Genomic DNA, 17236 nt, shown 5'->3' on the forward strand with positions numbered 1-17236 from the left:
TCAGGTCCCCGCAGTCCATGGCTAGAGTTAAGGATATTCTGGAGGAGAGTGTGCCGCTTGAAGAGCGTATGAATTTCGATGTTTTTTTCATGAATTTTCATGATGAGTTATGATGTCAGGCATGATTTATCGATTCGAAAGTTTTGTGTTCGATCCGGATGCGGCCCGACTGTTTGATTCTGGCCAACCTGTCCAGCTTGAGCCCCAGGTCTTGAGCCTGCTGAAGTATCTTGTCGAGCACCGGGACCGCATCGTCTCCAAGGACGAGCTGATCGACGAAATCTGGCAGGGGCGCGTCGTCTCCGACGCGGCACTTAACACGCGCATCCGCGCGGTTCGCAGAGCGCTGGGCGACGATCACGCACAGCAGCGGTTCCTGCGGACCTATCCCAAGCGGGGCTTTCAGTTTGTGGCCGAGACTGACTGTCTCGAAGCGGACGACGAAGCCGACGCTCCGGATATGGCGCCTCAGGCGTCGGCCCTTCGCCGGGCCTGGGTCTGGGTGGGTCCGGCTATCCTGGTCCTCATGCTGGGGGGGCTGGGCGCCGTGTGGTGGCTGGATGACGGCGAGATTACTGAAACCGTGCTGCCGCTGCCGGCCAAGCCCTCTATTGTCGTCCTGCCGTTCGACAATCTCTCCGGTGATCCCGACCAGGAATATTTCGCCGACGCCTTCACGGAAGACCTGATTACGGACCTGTCACGCATCCGAGGCGCCTTTGTCATCGCGCGTCGCACCTCCTTTACCTTCAAGGGACAGGCGGTGGATGTGAGGAACGTGGCCGCCGACCTGGGGGTTCGCTACGTCCTCGAAGGTAGCGTCCGGCGAGCCGGCGACCAGGTCCGCATCAATGCCCAGCTCATCGATGGCCAGACCCGGAGTCACCTCTGGTCGGATCGGTACGACCGTGCCTTGACGGATGTGTTCTCGGTGCAGGACAACGTGACGGGACAGATCGCCGCAGTGCTCAAGGCCGAGCTGCGAGAGGCGGAGAGTCAGAGACAACGGCCGACGGCAAGCCTCGAAGCCTGGGACTACGCATTGCGAGGCAATGTGCTGCTGTTCAACCCCGAGAGTGCCGAGGATTTTCAGGATGCCAAGGCGCTATTGGACAGAGCCGTGGAGCTCGACCCCGGTATCGCCTCGGCATGGAGCGGACTGGCGTTCGTCCATTTCGTGGCGAGCACGCGTCCCATCCCCGGCATCTCGGCGCCGAACTCGAAAGACCTGTCTTTGGAAGCGGCACAGCGGGCCGTATCGCTCGACCCGAAGGACGCCGAAGGACATTGGATGATCGGTGTGGGGTATGCCCGGAACGGGCAGCCGGAACGCGGCCTGGCTTCATGCAACACCGCAATGGCGCTCAATCCCAACAACGACTGCGCTTATGTGTGCGCCGGATTGACGACCATGGCGTTGGGAAAGCCGGCCGAAGCCCTGCCGCATTTTCGACACTCGCTGCGCCTGAATCCGAGGTTCCGGCCGTCCACGAAGTTTACCTACCTGGGGCTCGCCTATTTGCACAACGGACAGGATACGGAAGCCATCACCGCACTGAACCAAGCCATCGCCGGTTCACCCAACGATCCAACGGCGAACTTTGCCTTGGCGTCCGCCCTGGCCTTGAACGGCCGCGTGGCAGAGGCGCGTGTCGCGCTTGAAAAATCCATGGCCCTGGCTTACAGCGACCGAACCACGATCCAGACGCTGCGCGCCAGCCACTCCTGGATGGGCCCGGGGTTTGAGCGCGTCCTCGAAGGCCTCCGTCTCGCCGGCATGCCTGAGCAGTAATCCGGTGATTTTACAAGAGGCACGCCGATCGTGGCGCTGCTCGCCTGCTACAGCGGCACGCCGGAGGAGGGCGAGGCGGCGGTCGCGCCGATCAAGGCGTTCGGCCGGCCCATCGGCGACGTGCTGGTGCGCAGGCCCTATGCGCAGATGCAGAAGCTGCGCGACGGGCTGATGCAAAAGGGGTGAATTGGCCACGAGGCCTCAATGGTATCGAGGCGCCAACCAGTAGGGCCCGCGAGAGATCGCGGGCCCTTTGGTTTTCATGGCGGCGGCACTGGTCAGTCGGCGCAGGCCGCCGTGCGGAAGTGCTCCCAGGCGTGGTGGTAGAGTACGCCGGTGTTGGGCAAGACGGGGACGGGAGCTTCGAGCGGGAACTCAGGCGTCGCCCCCCAGGGCCTGATCGAGGTCGTCGATCAGGTCGTCGATGTCTTCGATGCCCACCGAGAGCCGGATCAGCCCGCCCTCGATGCCGAGCCGCTCGCGGGTCTCGGCGGGCACGGAGGCGTGGGTCATGATGCCGGGGTGCTCGATCAGGCTCTCCACCCCGCCCAGGCTCTCGGCCAGGGAGAACAGCCGGCAGCGCTCCAGCACGCGCCGCGCCGCCGGTTCGCCGCCGCGCACCACCAGCGAGAGCATGCCGCCGAAGTCGCTCATCTGGCGCCGGGCCAGGGCGTGCTGGGGATGGCTGGCCAACCCCGGGTAGAGGACCCGCTCCACGGCGGGATGGGCCTCCAGCCAGGCGGCCAGCGCCCGGGCGTTCTCGCAGTGCTGGCGCATGCGCAGCACCAGGGTCTTGAGTCCGCGCAGGGCGAGGAAGCTGTCGAAGGGCCCGGCGATGCCGCCCACGGCGTTGTGGAGGAAGGCCAGGCGCTCGGCGAGCTCGTCGTCGGCGACCACCGCGACCCCACCGACGATATCGGAGTGGCCGCCCAGGTACTTGGTGGTGGAGTGCACCACGATGTCGAAGCCGAGCTCCAGGGGGCGCTGCAGCACCGGGCTGGCGAAGGTGTTGTCCATCACGCTGATCAGGCCGTGGTCGCGGGCGAAGGCGGCGACCCGCTCCAGGTCGACGAGCTTGAGCAGCGGGTTGCTGGGCGACTCCACCCAGAGCATGCGGCTGTTGTCGTGCAGGGCGATGTCCAGCGCCTCCTCGAGGCTCAGGTCGACGTAGCTGAAATCGAGCCCGGCGGAGCGCCGGCGGACGTTCTGGAACAGGCGGTAGGAGCCGCCGTAGAGGTCGTCCATGGCGATCACATGGCTGCCGTGGTCGAGCAGTTCCAGTACGCAGGCCGTGGCCGCCATGCCGGAGGCGAAGGCGAAGCCCGCCGTGCCGCCTTCCAGGTCGGCCAGGCAGCGCTCGAGTGCCAGGCGGGTAGGGTTGCCGCTGCGCGAGTACTCGAAGCCCTGGTGGTGGCCGGGGCTCGCCTGCACATAGGTGGAGGTGGCGTAGATCGGCGTCATGATGGCCCCGGTGCTGGGGTCCGGCGCCTGGCCGGCGTGGATGGTCCGGGTCGCCAGCCGATGCTGTCCATTCCGCTTGTCGTCGTTCATGCATCCCTCCTCAAGGTTTCGTCTGAAAAGCAGCCGAGCGATGGTCAGACAAGGCAAAAATCAGCGAAAAGGCGGAGTTTACGGGGGTGTAAATGAGTACTTTGAGCTGATTTTTAACGCCGTATGGGCGAGCGCAGGCAGTTTTCAGACAAACCTTAGTCGATCCGCCGTCGCAGATAGTTCAGCAGGTCGATCCGCGTGATCAGGCCATGGAAGCAGTCGCCCTCGGTGACGATGGCGACGTGGTCCTCCTCGAACACCGCCACCAGCTCGTCGAGGCTGGCGCCGGGGGTGAGCTCCTGGAGCTGGGTGATCATCGCCTCGGACACCGGCGACGTGAAATGGTCCTCGTGGCCGTACACCGCCATCAGCACGTCCGACTCGTCGATGATGCCGACCACCCGGTCGCCCTCCATGACCGGCAGTTGGGAGACATCGTAGAGCTTCATGCGCGCGTAGGCGGTGGTCAGCGGCTCGTCGGGCGCCACCACGACGGTGTCGTGCTCGGCATAGGGGTGGCGGATCAGGTCGCGCAGGTCGCCGTAGTGGTGGCGCTCGATGAAGCCCTGGTCCTCCATCCAGTGCTCGTTGAACATCTTGGAGAGGTACTTGTTGCCGGTGTCGCAGACGAAGGTCACCACCCGCTTGGCCTGGGTCTGGGCGCGGCAGTAGCGCAGCGCCGCCGCCAGGCAGGTGCCGGTGGAGGTGCCGCCCAGGATGCCCTCGCGGCGCAGCAGTTCGCGGCCGCACAGCAGACTCTCCCTGTCGCTCACGGTGATCGCCTGGCGCACACGGGAGAGATCGGCGATGGGCGGTACGAAGTCCTCGCCGATCCCCTCGATCAGCCAGCTGCCGCTCTCGGTGCTGAGCTGGCCGGTGCGCACGTACTCGGCCAGCACCGAGCCCTCGGGGTCGGCGAGGATCAGTTCCACCTCGGGGGCGGCCTTGGCGAAGCAGCGCGACAGGCCGGTCATGGTGCCGGCCGAGCCCACGCCGCACACCACGGCGTCGAGGCGCTGGTGCATCTGGCGCAGGATCTCCGGGCCGGTGCCCCGTTCGTGGGCCAGGGGATTGGCGGGGTTACCGAACTGGTTGACGAACACCGCGCCGGGCGTCTCCCGGGCGATGGCCGCGGCCTTGTCCTGATAGTACTCGGGGTGGCCCTTGGCCACGTCCGAGCGCGTCAGCACCACCTCGGCGCCCATGGCCTTGAGGTTGAAGATCTTCTCGCGGCTCATCTTGTCGGGGATCACCAGGAGCACGCGGTAGCCCTTCTGCTGCGCCACCAGCGCCAGGGCCAGGCCGGTATTGCCGGCGGTGCCCTCGACCAGGGTGCCGCCGGGCTGGAGCTTGCCCGAGGTCTCGGCGGCCTCGATCATCGATAGCCCGATGCGGTCCTTGATCGAGCCGGTGGGGTTCATGTTCTCCAGCTTCAGGTAGAGCTCGCAGGGGCCGGTGTCCAGATTGGCGACCCGTACCATCGGCGTGTTGCCGATGAGGTCCATGGCATTGGCTAGCGGTTGCATGGGGGCCTCCGGTAATCGGTTCCTTCTATAAGGATCAGTGTAGGAGGCCCGGAGGTGTCGGTCCGGAATGCCAGTGGGCTCGGGGGAATCGACAAGCCAACTTTGTCGTGTTCGTACTCAGCCGTTGCCCATGAGTAGCTGGTGGAGTCGGCACAGGAGCCTTGCGGGACGCTGCGTGGCACCTTGCATGTCTCGGCGAGTGCCACGATCGGGACCTATCAATTGCCGCCACTGGCCGGTCGATTCCTCGAACGGCACCCGGAAGCCGATCTTCATCTACGCCTGCAGAATACCCACGACGTCATGGCCGATCTTCAGCGCTTCGAGGCCGACCTGGGACTCATCGAGGGGCAGTGCATCGAGTCGCGGCTGCGTAGCCAGGTGTGGCACCACGATGAAATGGTCGCTGTCTGTGCGCCGCAGCATCCGCTGGCCGGCAAGCATCATGTCTCGGATGTGGATCTGCAGACGGCGCAGTGGATTCTGCGAGAACCTGGTTCGGGGTCGCGCTCGGTATTCGAGGCAGCCATTCGCCACCATGTTCGAGCGATTGCAGGTGCGTATGGAACTGGATCAGCACGAAGCCATCAAGCAGGCCGTGCGAGCGGGGTTCGGGCTGGGATGCCTGTCGCGGTTGAGCGTTTGCGGCGAGCTCGATAGGGGGGAACTGGTGAGTTTGGACAGCGACCTGGCCTTGACTGGTACTTTTCGCTCGTATGGCACCCCGGGCGTTACCAGAGCCCGCTATGGCAGGCGTTCAAGGTGTCCCTGCTTGAGTCGTGAGTGGTGGAGGGTTGGGCTCGGCTCTCCCGATAGCCTGCTAAGGCGTTGATCATGGAGGGAGCTGACGACTGTTCAATTAATTTGATGTGAATCGCCAAATATTTATCATTTGAACTCATGCATTGCTCGGGCGACTCTTCCCCTACCAGAGACAAGATCGCTGAGACAGGTGACGCTCTGCTCCCATTGGCGACGAAGTAGCGAAGGAGCCTGGAAATGAATATGTCTGAGGCCAGCATCATTGAATATGAGCCTGTGAAAGAGTCGGCAGGGAATGAAAAAAAGACGCTGAAGGTGATTCTGCGTTCGATTATTTATCTCGCGGAGGGCATCAAGAGTTTTGAGTTTGTCGCGCCGGACCGTGGGGAACTCCCATCTTTCATTGCTGGCTCGCACATCGATGTCCATCTTCCCGGTGGTGTCATTCGTCAATATTCGCTCTGCAATCCTCCTTCTGATACGCAGCGATATGTAGTAGCTGTGTTGAGAGAGGCAAATGGTCGTGGTGGATCCATCGCCATGCATGATCGGCTCTCTCCCGGAGACGAGGTAACCATCTCGATACCTCGAAACCACTTCTCCCTAGCGGACGATGCCAAGCGGCACATTTTCGTTGCGGGAGGAATCGGCATTACGCCCATCATGTCGATGCTGGCCGAGGCCGTTTCCCGCCATGAGCCGTTTCATCTCTACTACTGTACGCGCACCCCAGAGAGAACCGCCTTCATTGAAGAACTTCAAGCGTACATCTCCGCGGGGCAGGCCACCCTGCACCACGATGGGGGCGATCCTCATGCCGGCCTGGACCTGCCAGAGATCTTGGGACAGTACCGAACCGGTGATCATCTCTACTACTGTGGACCGTCGGGCTTCATGGATGCCGTAGAGGCGGCAGCGACTCACTGGGCACCGGGGACCGTGCATTATGAGCGCTTTTCTGCCTCGACGGTGAGCGCGGTCAATGAGCCATCCGAAAGCCTATCTCAGAGTTTCGATGTGAAGCTGGAAAGAACGGGCGAGGTCTTCCATGTGGCAGCAGGAAAAACCATTGTCGAAGTGCTGAAGGATAATGGCGTGATTGTCGATGTATCATGCGAAGAAGGGTATTGCGGAACTTGCATGACGCGTTATCTGGAGGGAAGCCCCATCCATAATGACACGGTTCTTGATGATCAGGATCGGCAGGATTACATCATGGTCTGTTGCGCCAGGTCGAATGGTGGTTGTCTCGTGCTGGATCTCTGAGTAGTACTCGATAGTGCTGGTCGAGAATTGAATCAATTACAAAAATTTTGGTGAGGAGTGTTGTATGTCTGCATTCGAATATGTGGCTAATTGCTGGTATCCGATCGGATTTTCCTGGGAGTTCAAGCCAGGAGAACTTCAAGGCCATAAAGTTGCCAACAAACCCATCGTCATGTGGCGGACTCAAGAGGGTGAGGTCGTGGCGTTTGATGACCGCTGCTGCCACAAGCGCTTCCCCTTGTCGGAGAGCAAGTTGCTGGAGAGTGGGGTCGTCGAGTGTGCCTATCATGGGCTTTGCTACGATGCGACCGGGCAGTGTGTCGCCATTCCTTCCCTTCCCGATGGCCCGATACCGCCACAGGCCAAGCTTCGGGTGGTGCCCGTGCAAGAGCAGGACGCTGTCGTCTGGGTGTGGCCAGGAGATCCTTCCAAGGCCGAGACCGTGCGTCCGCCACGAACTCCCGAGGTGATTGACGATGATCGTGTTGCCGTGGGTTCCCCGGAACCGCTCCACGTGCCCGCGAATTATCTGCTCCTGATCGAAAACCTGCTGGACATCACTCATTTCTATCCACTGCACGACGGCAATATCGGTGACAAGGAGAACAGCGCCATTCCCATCAAGCTGGAGGAAGGAGTCGACGGCGGTTATAGCTATGTGAAGACGATCCGGGAGACCGAGAACTACCGCCAACCGCCCTACCTGCGCGAGTGGTTCTTGTACGACGAAGTGGATCGCATGCATACGCACTGCATGGTGAGCCCCGGTCTCACACGCGTGGAGATGCGTGTCGCGCCGCCGGGGCAGTTGGGTACCGACGCCGAGCGCGGTTACGTATTGCTGCACCTGCACATGCCGGTTGATGCGGGCAATCTCGTGTGGCGCTGGAACGTATCCTGCCGCAAGGGCCATACCCCACTCAGTGACCCCGCTACACCTACCGCCCACAAGGTCGCGGAAATGTTTCCAGAGGTGGTCGCACAGGACCAGTGGGCATTGGAGCGTCAGCAGAAGATGTTCGCCTACCCCGATGACGGCTATTCGGAACTGTTCCTCAAGCCGGACAAGGCGTTGCGCCGTGCTCGCCAGATCCTGATGGCGATGCAGCGGCAGGAACGTTCTCCAGAGCCAGAAACCATCAGAACCGTGCAAGCCTAGGCAGATCTGAGACTCACGCCTCGGCTTAGGCTGGCCGGGGCGATCCTCAATATATAAGGAAGCAGCAATGAGTAATGAGAACCTTCTCGACGGCGTGCGTGTCCTGGAGTTCGGGCAGATCGCGGCAGGGCCTTTCACAGGCTCGCTGCTCGCGGATCTCGGAGCCGATGTGGTCAAGGTCGAGCGGCCGGGTGGAGGTGACGGGATGCGGGAGTGGCCACCGCAAACCGCCAATGCCGGTGGCGTGACCTTCAGTGAAAACTTCGCGTCGGTGAACCGCAACAAGCGCAGCATTGCCCTGGATATCAAGGACGAAGCGGATCGTGAAGCGCTCCATGAGCTCTGCCGGCAAGCCGATGTCGTCGTCGAGAACTTTCGCCCGGGAGTGATGGCCCGTAACGGTTTCGACTACGAGCGGCTAGCGAAGCTCAACCCTGGACTGATCTTCTGCTCCATCAGCGGTTATGGGCAGACGGGACCGTATGCCGGTAAGGGGGCCTTCGATGTCACCATCCAGGCCATGAGTGGGTTGATGAGTGTCACCGGCGAAGAGCACGGCGGACCGATCAAGTGTGGAGTACCGGTCGGCGATTTCTGTGCCGGGCTTTATGCCGCCTATGCCATCGTCGCGGCGTTGCTGAAACGACAGCAAACCGGCAGGGGAACCTGTATCGACTGTTCGATGCTGGGTAGCCTCATTGGTGTGGCGGCGTTGCAGACCAGTGAGTATTTCGGCACCGGACGTTCAGGCAGGCGCATGGGGTCCGCTCACCCGCGCAACGCTCCCTACCAGGCCTTCAAGGCGTCCGATGGCTATTTTGTGATTGCCGCCGGTAACGACAAGCTCTGGCGTGAGGTCTGCGCCGCTGTCGGCCAGCCGCAATTGGCCGAGCGTCCGGAATTCCAGAGCCAACTGCTCAGGGCAAGGAATCAAGACGAGCTGACGGAAATACTCGAAGCGACCTTTCGCACCGAAACGGCGGGCTACTGGCTGGCCGAGATGGAGAGTCGGGGAGTGCCGGCTAGCCCGATCAACAGCTACGCCGACGTTCTCCAGGATCCACAGGTCGAACATATGGGGCTAATCAAGGAGTTGGAGCTGCCGAATGGTGTCAAAACCAGAACCACAGGGTTTCCGATATCGATGGCGGGCTTCGATTTTTCCATCAGACGCCCGCCGCCAGGACTGGGTGAGCATACTGAAGAGGTCTTGAACGAGTGGTGCTGTCGGCAGCCGACCCTGGCCCAGGGCTGACAAACGCAAGCCTCGTGTATGACAAACAAAGCAGGAGAAGAAGATGACACTGGTTGACACATGGCGTAACGGCGCTGTGGCCGGGATTCGCATGAATCGTCCTGACAGGGCGAATGCGTTGAGCGCGGAGCTAGTCGAGGCATTGTTGACAGCTATCAATGAAGCCATCGACTCGGGGGCACGTATTCTGGTGCTTTCCGGTAACGGTGCGACATTCTGTGGCGGGTTCGATCTATCCACCCTGGAGCAGGAAAATGACGCATCGCTGATGTATCGCTTCTTGCGTATTGAATTGCTGCTTCAGGCGCTGCACTACGCCCCACTGTATACCGTCGCCCTGGTACATGGAGCGGTCTCGGGGGCCGGAGCCGACTTGGCGGCAGCATGCTCGCGGCGCATCGCCGCGCCGAGGAGTTCGTTACGTTTTCCCGGCATTCGCTTTGGTGCCGCGCTCGGTACCCGTCGCCTGATGGAGCTGGTGGGCGCCAGGGCACGTGCAATTCTCCTCGAGCAGGAGCGGATCGATGCCGAAGAGGCACTGCGTATCGACCTGATCGATCGAATCGCGGAACTGGACGAATGGGATGCTATTGTCGAGCGACTGAGTCGCGATATCGCCGCGGTGCCGACGGAGTCAGCTCGACAGGTGATGCAGATCGATATCGACCAAGGTGATCGAGATCTGGGGCTTCTGGTACGTTCCATCGCCGAACCCGGACTCAAGCAACGCATGCAGGAATATTGGCTGGCTATGAAGGCAGCGCGAGCCGAGCGTTTGCCACGGGCAGGTACTGTGGGATCATAGCCAATCGTAGAACCAACCCTGATGAGGAGAAATACCAGCCCATGTAGAATGTTATCGCCTGGGAGAGAGAAACGGTAAGTCGTTATCAAGCCTGACGATCAGTAAATGCATGCTCTTTGATTACAAGACCAACGCACGATAGTGCAAAGGAGCGCTGCCATGCTACAAGTACTCGGTGCTTTCTGTGTTCGATTGTCACAGAAGTACATTCCCAATCCTCTGATATTTGCCATCATTTTGTCCATGATTGTCTATATCCTGGGCATTACCATGACCGATACGGGCCCCTTTCAAATGGTCGAGTATTGGTATGATGGATTCTGGAACCTGTTGACATTTGGAATGCAGATGGTGGCGCTTCTGCTGTTCGGCTATGTGCTTGCGACATCGCCACCGATACGTCGTATTGTCGCCTGGGCGGCACGTTTTCCCCGCAATGGCGGGCAAGCGATCCTGTTGATCTGCACCCTTGCCATGGTCTTTGCCTATCTCAATTGGGGATTGGGCTTGATCGTCGGAGCCATTGCGGCGCGGGAGGTCTGTAAGCAGGCCAAACAGCGGGGAGTCAAGGTGCATTATCCATTGGCTGCGGCTGCCGGCTTCGCTGGTTTGATGATCTTCGCGGGAGGCTTCTCCGCTTCGGCGCCTTTGGTCATGAATACCGAAGGGCACTTCCTCTTTGACCAGTATGGCCTGGTGCCGATAACCGAAACCATCCTGGCTCCCTATAATTTCATTATCGTTCTGACCTGGATGCTGATTATTCCTTTCGTCTATCGCGCCATGCATCCCCCGATGAATGAAATCGAGGAAATCGTCATCAGCGATGATGAAGCAGGAAAGTCGGCCGATGCCGCTTCGGCGACAACAGCCAGTGAGCGCAGTCCAGGAACGGCATCAACCTATCATCGGGAAGCTCAGTCGGCAGAAAGCGATGGCTTGGGTTTTGCCGTCGCTGGTATAGATGAAGGAGGGGTGGCAACGGCAGTTAATTCCAGCAATTGGGATGATTTTAATGTCGCAGAAAAACTGGAAAATGCACCTTTCCTTACCTGGATCGTTGCTGTGGCCGGTGTCAGCTATCTCCTTTATTATTTCGCAACGAACGGGTTTGATCTTAATCTCAACATCGTCAACTTTACCTTGCTGATCGCGGGGATGTTGGCCTACAAGACCCCGATCGCGTATGTGAAAGCAGTCGATGAGGGGGTTCGCTCCTGCGGCCAGTTGGTGCTCCAGTTCCCGTTTTATGCCGGTATTCTCGGAATGATGGCGAGTTCCGGTCTGGTGACGCTGTTTGCGGGCTGGCTGATCTCCATCTCCAACGCCTATACCTTCCCCGCTGCCGCCATGATCAGTGGCGCACTCGTCAACCTCTTCGTGCCCTCCGCTGGTGGACAATGGGCTATCCAGGGCCCGATGTTGCTGGAGGCATCAGAGGCATTGGGGGTCGATCTAGGCCTGACCGTGATGGCGTTTACCTACGGTGACCAGCTCACCAACGGTATCCAGCCGTTCTGGATGTTGCCCCTGCTGGGTGTCACCATGTTGAAGGCACGTGAAATTCTTGGTTACACCTCGGTGGTCATGCTGGTGGCATTCTTTATCTTTGCGCTTGGCCTGACATTTCTTCCTCCACTCTTCCTGTAATCTGATACGGCGTTACCATAAGAGGTGCCCGGGATGCTCCCGGGCACTTTTGCAATGAAAAGTTGTCAGGTAAGGAAGTGTGGTGCGATGTCCGTGCAGGAGCGGGGTGCTAATGAAGCTTCAACAACTTGAAACATTTTTCTGGGTGGTGAGACTAGGAAGTTTTTCGGCGGCGGCAACTCGCTTACATGCGACGCAGTCAACGATCTCGATGCGGATTCGCGAGCTGGAGAAAAGCCTTGGCGTGGAGCTGTTCGACCGCTCGCAGCGTAGTGCCAAGCTGACTCCTAAAGGCAGTGAGCTCATGGGGTATGCAGAGCGTCTCCTGGACATGGCGACCGAGCTGGAGCACCGGATTTCGGCACCGGATGCCATTGCCGGTGAAGTACGATTAGGTGTCGCCGAAGTCGTTTCGATTACCTGGTTGCCAGAGTTGGTGAAATTGATATCGAAAACTTATCCAAGAGTTCGGCTGGAAATCAATGAGGGGCTGACTTCGGAGCTGATGAGTGGGATGCAGGATGGTTCGATTGACCTTGTCTTGGCGCCAGGGCATGTTCCGACGCAAAATGCCAGCGCGCGCTCGCTCGGCGTGGTCGAGTTCGCTTGGATGGCCAGCCCAGAGTTGGGTCTTGGGGAGCGTTCCTATACTCCAGGAAAGTTGGCCGAATTTCCGATCATCGGGTTGAAGTCAGGCTCGTACCACTATTCCGGGATCCACGACTGGTTCCGGCGTGAGAATGTACGTTGCAGTTATCTCGCCCAATGCAAAAGCATGGCGGTAGCAGCATCGATGACAGTAGCGGGATTGGGAGTTTCGTTTCTCCCCATTCGTTGCTACCAGCGAGAAATTGATTGCGGAAAGCTCGAGATTGTCAAATCGGTCTCACCGCTGCCGGCTGTGGAGTTCATCTCGGCGTTGTCGCTCGGTGAGCTAAATCCTTTAGCGACGAGAGTGGCGGAACTTGCGGAACAGGTTACCGATTTCGATCGAAGTGGCATCAATGAAGGGAAGATAGGATGATTACCGGCCCTATCTCGATTAAAAGGGCGTCAAGCGTTATTGGTTTGAGAATATTTTGTCTTCAAGCAGGGTTTGGCGTATATGAATATTGCACGGACTGCGTAGCCATCTCATCCCGGTCAAGCAAGCACTAGGGTCGGGTCTTGGTTCATTTGCCCCCAGTGTCAGGATGAGTGTCGTGCCCTCTGATACCCTGTTCTTAGAAACCGACCAAGGGGCAATTCAGCGGAACTCGTTGGCGCCCTTGTGATGTGGTGTGACGCCTTGGTGTCCTCAGTATCGTTGAAACCAGGTTGATCTGAGGCTCGATGCCGGCGAGTGATCGAGGCTTACCCTGAGATGCCCTGGTCGAAGGGTGGGACATCAGGCTTCCGCCGGGAGGAGGTGTCATTGGCGAGAGCGACATTCTCGGAACGATGATCGAGGCCTGCGCAGGACGCGAAGCCTGCGAAGGGACTACCCTTTTCAAGGGCGCGGGCATCGCGCCCCAGGAGTTCTGTGTCACCGCCTGACCCTGAAGACCGTTGGCGCCACCCGAGCCGGGCCGCCTAATCTACGAATAGCCTTTCGACAAGAACAACAGCATCCGGACCGGCGCTTCGACGCTACGTGTCGGGTGACAAGAGGATCGATCATGAGTGAAGTTACCATGCGCCACCATGGCACTGTGAGCGGATCGCGCGCGCGCGTCCGTGCCCACTATGCGGCCGACGAGGCCGAGGTGCTGCGTGGGCTCGTCGAACGCATCAGGCTGTCGGAGGACGACCGCCGCAAGGTGGCCGCCGCCGGCGCCCACTATGTGGAACGCGTGCGCAAGGAGACGTCGCCCTCGATGATGGAGGCGTTCCTGGCCGAATACGGGCTCTCGACCGCCGAGGGGGTCGGCCTGATGTGCCTGGCCGAGGCGCTGCTGCGCGTCCCCGACGCGGAGACCATCGACGATCTGATCCACGACAAGATCGAGCCCTCCGACTGGGGCGCGCACCTGGGCAAGTCCTCGTCGTCGATGGTCAATGCCTCGACCTGGGCGCTGATGCTGACCGGCAAGGTGCTGGAGGAGGATCCCAAGGGCCCGGTGCGGGCGCTGCGCGGCCTGGTGCGCCGGATGGGCGAACCGGTAGTGCGCACCGCGGTCGGCCAGTCGATGAAGATCCTCGGCCGCCAGTTCGTGCTCGGCCAGACCATCGAGGAGGGCATGAAGCATGCCCGCGAACTCGAGAAGCAGGGCTACACCTACTCCTACGACATGCTGGGCGAGGCGGCGCGCACCGACGCCGATGCGCGGCGCTATCACCAGGCCTACGCCAAGGCGATCGCCGCCATCGCCGAGCAGGCCAAGGGCGACGTGCGTTCAAGCCCCGGGATCTCGGTGAAGCTATCGGCGCTGCATCCGCGCTATGAATTCACCCACCGCGACACGGTGATGAGTGAGCTCGTGCCGCGTGCGCGGGAACTGGCCCGTCAGGCGGCCAAGGCCAATATCGGCTTCAACATCGACGCCGAGGAACAGGACCGGCTGGACCTGTCGCTCGACGTGATCGAGGCGCTGCTGGCCGACCCCGGCCTCGCCGGCTGGGATGGCTTCGGGGTCGTGGTGCAGGCCTACGGGCGCCGTGCCGCGCCGGTGATCGAGGCGCTCTACGACCTCGCCGAGCGCCTCGACCGCAAGATCATGGTGCGGCTGGTGAAGGGTGCCTACTGGGACACCGAGATCAAGCTGGCCCAGGAGATGGGCGTCGCGACCTTCCCGGTCTTCACCCGCAAGGTCAACACCGATGTCAGCTACATGGCCTGCGCGCAGCTGCTGCTCGACCGGCGCGACCGCATCTACCCGCAGTTCGCCACCCACAACGCCCATACCTGTGCCGCCGTGGTGGCCATGGCCGGCGACGACAAGGAGAGCTACGAGTTCCAGCGCCTGCACGGCATGGGCGAGTCGCTGCACCACATCGTCAAGCAGTCGGAGGGCACGCGGTGCCGGATCTACGCCCCGGTCGGTGCGCATCGTGACCTGCTGGCCTACCTGGTGCGCCGCCTGCTGGAGAACGGGGCGAACTCCTCGTTCGTGAACCAGGTGGTGGACGACTCGATTCCCCCGAGCGAAGTCGCGAAGGACCCGGTGGCCGAGATGCAGCGCCTGGGCGACGCCATCGCCAGCCCGTTGATCACACCGCCCGGCGAACTCTTCGCGCCCGAACGGAAGAACTCCCGCGGCTTCCGGATCAACGAACCCGCCTCGATCCTGCCATTGCTGGCGGCCCGCGAGGCCTTCGCCGACACCACCTGGACCGCCGCGCCCATGCTCGCCGGTAACCCGGCGCCGCAGGGGCCGGCGCGCGATGCCCTGTCTCCCGCCGACGGCTCGCGCGTGGTCGGCCAGGTGCATGAGGCGACCCCGGCCGAGGTGGCGGCCGCGCTCGATGCCGCCCAGGACGGCTGCCGCGACTGGTCGGCACGGCCGGTGGCCGAGCGCGCCGAGGTGCTGCGCCGTACCGCCGATCTCTACGAGGAGCACATCGCCGAACTGACCGTGATCGCGACGCGCGAAGCCGGCAAGATGATCCTCGATGGCATCGCCGAGGTGCGCGAGGCGGTGGATTTCCTGCGCTTCTACGCCAACGAGAGCGAGCGGCTGGAGGCGGAAGCACCCGGCGGCGCCCGCGGCGTCTTCGTCTGCATCAGCCCGTGGAACTTTCCGCTCGCCATCTTTACCGGCCAGATCGCGGCGGCGCTGGCGGCCGGCAACGCGGTGCTCGCCAAGCCCGCCGAGCAGACGCCGCTGATCGCCGCCCGCGGCGTCGAACTGATGCGCGAGGCCGGGCTGCCGGAGGCGGCGCTGCAACTGCTGCCCGGCGACGGGCCGACGGTGGGCGGGCCGCTGACCAGCGATCCGCGGATCGCCGGCGTCTGCTTCACCGGCTCGACCGAGGTGGCGCAGATCATCCACCAGGCCCTGGCGAGGAATGCCGGGCCGGAGGCGGTGCTGATCGCCGAGACCGGCGGGCTGAACGCCATGATCGTGGACTCGACGGCGCTGACCGAGCAGGCGGTGCGCGACATCCTGATCTCGTCGTTCCAGTCGGCCGGCCAGCGCTGTTCGGCGCTCAGGATGCTGTATGTCCAGGAAGAGGCGCGCGAGCGGCTGCTGACGATGCTCGACGGGGCGATGGACGCGCTCGTCATCGGCGATCCCTGGAACACCGACACCGACGTCTCGCCGGTGATCGACGCCGAGGCCCAGGCCGACATCAGGGCCTATGTGGCGGCGCAACAGCAGGCCGGCAAGGTGTTGAAGACGCTGCCCGCGCCGGACGATGGCACCTACGTCACGCCGGCCGTGGTCGAGGTCGGGGGCATCGAGGATCTCGAGCGCGAGATCTTCGGCCCGGTCCTGCACGTGGCCACCTTCAAGGCGCGGGACATCGACAGGGTGGTCGACGCGATCAACGCCAGGGGCTACGGGCTGACCTTCGGCCTGCATACCCGCATCGACGACCGCGTGCAGCAGATCGTCGAGCGGATCCATGTCGGCAATATCTACGTCAACCGCAACCAGATCGGTGCCATCGTCGGCTCCCAGCCGTTCGGCGGCGAGGGCCTCTCGGGCACCGGGCCCAAGGCTGGCGGCCCGCTCTACGTCAACCGCTTCCGCCGCACCGCCGCCACCGAGCGCCATGCGGCCCCCCAGGGCGACGCCGTGACACTCGGCGATCTCCAGGCGGCCCTCGATGGCCTGGACGCGCGCAACTGGGCGGCGCGTCCCGATCGGGTCGAGGTGCTGCGCAAGGCGCTCTCCGGCAAGCGCGGCGTGATCCGCAAGGCGCTCGCCGAGACCGCGGCCCTGGACCTGACGCCGCAGACGCTGCCCGGGCCGACGGGGGAAAGCAACCGGCTGTCGTTCTATCCCAAGGGCCCGGTGCTGTGCCTCGGGCCGACGCTCGACATCGCCGTCGCCCAGGCAGTGCAGGCGCTCGGGGCGGGCTGTGCGACGGTGCTCGTCGCGCCTGGCGCGGCGCAGGCCGTGCAGCCGCTGAGAGAGGCCGGGGCGCCCGTCGCCGCGCTCGACGGCACCGTCGCGGCCGAGACGCTGAGTGCGGTCGAGGGCATTGCCGCCGTGGCCGCGGCCGGCGCCAGCGACTGGACTCGCGACCTGCGCCTCGCCCTCGCTGAGCGCGACGGCCCCATCGTGTCGCTCGAGACCCAGACCATTGCGCCGGAACGCTACGTGGTGGAACGCCATCTGTGCATCGATACCACCGCCGCGGGCGGCAACGCCAGCCTGCTGGCGACGGCCGAATAGGCTCGCCGGGGCTGTCGGGCGGGCGGCGCGTCAGCCAGGTGGTCTTGCCGGCTGGCGAGAGGCCGATTGGCGGAGAAGGCGGCCTGCAATGTCCTGGACGCGGCGGGATGGGGCTGCCTATGGTGTCAATGGCGGCGGCCATCGGG

General features: G+C 62.2%; 13 protein-coding genes. 11 read left to right on the forward strand and 2 right to left on the reverse strand.

What is annotated here, in order from left to right:
- Nucleotides 1-121: 121 nt before the first annotated feature.
- Both AC5W54_RS17840 and AC5W54_RS17845 read left to right on the forward strand, forming a co-directional pair.
- Nucleotides 122-1792, forward strand: a complete 1671-nt coding sequence (locus tag AC5W54_RS17840; protein WP_495963441.1) for a winged helix-turn-helix domain-containing tetratricopeptide repeat protein — start codon at nt 122-124, stop codon at nt 1790-1792.
- A 30-nt stretch (nt 1793-1822) separates the two neighbouring features.
- Nucleotides 1823-1978, forward strand: coding sequence for a hypothetical protein (locus AC5W54_RS17845; protein ID WP_495963442.1), 156 nt, complete (start codon nt 1823-1825; stop codon nt 1976-1978).
- A gap of 189 nt (nt 1979-2167) precedes the next feature.
- Here AC5W54_RS17845 and AC5W54_RS17850 read toward each other — a convergent pair whose 3' ends face one another.
- Together AC5W54_RS17850 and AC5W54_RS17855 are read right to left on the reverse strand one after the other, a co-directional pair.
- Entirely contained in the window at nt 2168-3343 is a 1176-nt protein-coding gene (locus tag AC5W54_RS17850; RefSeq protein WP_495963443.1) for a cystathionine gamma-synthase, read from the reverse strand.
- A 155-nt stretch (nt 3344-3498) separates the two neighbouring features.
- Nucleotides 3499-4869 (reverse strand): pyridoxal-phosphate dependent enzyme, encoded by a 1371-nt coding sequence (locus AC5W54_RS17855; RefSeq protein WP_495963444.1) that lies wholly within the window; start codon nt 4867-4869, stop codon nt 3499-3501.
- A 141-nt stretch (nt 4870-5010) separates the two neighbouring features.
- Between AC5W54_RS17855 and AC5W54_RS17860 the strand changes: the two genes are divergently transcribed.
- From AC5W54_RS17860 to putA, 9 genes are all read left to right on the forward strand, one after another.
- Complete coding sequence (locus tag AC5W54_RS17860; protein ID WP_495963445.1) at nt 5011-5529, forward strand: LysR substrate-binding domain-containing protein; 519 nt, start codon at nt 5011-5013, stop codon at nt 5527-5529.
- Complete coding sequence (locus AC5W54_RS17865; RefSeq protein ID WP_495963446.1) at nt 5432-5701, forward strand: LysR substrate-binding domain-containing protein; 270 nt, start codon at nt 5432-5434, stop codon at nt 5699-5701. Before AC5W54_RS17860 ends, AC5W54_RS17865 begins: the two co-directional genes overlap by 98 nt.
- A 167-nt stretch (nt 5702-5868) precedes the next feature.
- Entirely contained in the window at nt 5869-6897 is a 1029-nt protein-coding gene (locus AC5W54_RS17870; protein WP_495963447.1) for a PDR/VanB family oxidoreductase, read from the forward strand.
- A 64-nt stretch (nt 6898-6961) separates the two neighbouring features.
- Nucleotides 6962-8056 (forward strand): Rieske 2Fe-2S domain-containing protein, encoded by a 1095-nt coding sequence (locus AC5W54_RS17875; RefSeq protein ID WP_495963448.1) that lies wholly within the window; start codon nt 6962-6964, stop codon nt 8054-8056.
- Nucleotides 8057-8123: 67 nt separating this feature from the next.
- Complete coding sequence (locus AC5W54_RS17880) at nt 8124-9311, forward strand: CaiB/BaiF CoA transferase family protein (RefSeq protein WP_495963449.1); 1188 nt, start codon at nt 8124-8126, stop codon at nt 9309-9311.
- A 43-nt stretch (nt 9312-9354) separates the two neighbouring features.
- The gene (locus tag AC5W54_RS17885; protein WP_495963450.1) at nt 9355-10116 is read left to right on the forward strand and encodes an enoyl-CoA hydratase/isomerase family protein; all 762 of its coding nucleotides are present in this window, start codon (nt 9355-9357) and stop codon (nt 10114-10116) included.
- Between the two features lie 159 nt (nt 10117-10275).
- On the forward strand, nt 10276-11766 hold the full coding sequence (locus AC5W54_RS17890; RefSeq protein WP_495963451.1) for a short-chain fatty acid transporter: 1491 nt from the start codon (nt 10276-10278) through the stop codon (nt 11764-11766).
- Nucleotides 11767-11878: 112 nt separating this feature from the next.
- The gene (locus tag AC5W54_RS17895; protein ID WP_495963452.1) at nt 11879-12790 is read left to right on the forward strand and encodes a LysR family transcriptional regulator; all 912 of its coding nucleotides are present in this window, start codon (nt 11879-11881) and stop codon (nt 12788-12790) included.
- 634 nt (nt 12791-13424) lie between these two features.
- On the forward strand, nt 13425-17090 hold the full coding sequence (putA, locus tag AC5W54_RS17900) for a bifunctional proline dehydrogenase/L-glutamate gamma-semialdehyde dehydrogenase PutA (protein WP_495963453.1): 3666 nt from the start codon (nt 13425-13427) through the stop codon (nt 17088-17090).
- The last annotated feature ends 146 nt before the right edge of the window (nt 17091-17236 follow it).

This window comes from Halomonas sp. LMYGS-3, from assembly GCF_059509875.1.

What these genes read in the sequence shown, in the direction of transcription:
- AC5W54_RS17895 (WP_495963452.1), top strand. Translation starts at nt 11,879, where the DNA reads ATGAAGCTTCAACAACTTGAAACATTTTTCTGGGTGGTGAGACTAGGA.
- AC5W54_RS17890 (WP_495963451.1), top strand. Translation starts at nt 10,276, where the DNA reads ATGCTACAAGTACTCGGTGCTTTCTGTGTTCGATTGTCACAGAAGTAC.
- AC5W54_RS17850 (WP_495963443.1), bottom strand. Translation starts at nt 3,343, where the DNA reads ATGAACGACGACAAGCGGAATGGACAGCATCGGCTGGCGACCCGGACC.
- AC5W54_RS17870 (WP_495963447.1), top strand. Translation starts at nt 5,869, where the DNA reads ATGAATATGTCTGAGGCCAGCATCATTGAATATGAGCCTGTGAAAGAG.
- AC5W54_RS17840 (WP_495963441.1), top strand. Translation starts at nt 122, where the DNA reads ATGATTTATCGATTCGAAAGTTTTGTGTTCGATCCGGATGCGGCCCGA.
- AC5W54_RS17875 (WP_495963448.1), top strand. Translation starts at nt 6,962, where the DNA reads ATGTCTGCATTCGAATATGTGGCTAATTGCTGGTATCCGATCGGATTT.
- putA (WP_495963453.1), top strand. Translation starts at nt 13,425, where the DNA reads ATGAGTGAAGTTACCATGCGCCACCATGGCACTGTGAGCGGATCGCGC.
- AC5W54_RS17880 (WP_495963449.1), top strand. Translation starts at nt 8,124, where the DNA reads ATGAGTAATGAGAACCTTCTCGACGGCGTGCGTGTCCTGGAGTTCGGG.
- AC5W54_RS17855 (WP_495963444.1), bottom strand. Translation starts at nt 4,869, where the DNA reads ATGCAACCGCTAGCCAATGCCATGGACCTCATCGGCAACACGCCGATG.
- AC5W54_RS17865 (WP_495963446.1), top strand. Translation starts at nt 5,432, where the DNA reads ATGGAACTGGATCAGCACGAAGCCATCAAGCAGGCCGTGCGAGCGGGG.
- AC5W54_RS17885 (WP_495963450.1), top strand. Translation starts at nt 9,355, where the DNA reads ATGACACTGGTTGACACATGGCGTAACGGCGCTGTGGCCGGGATTCGC.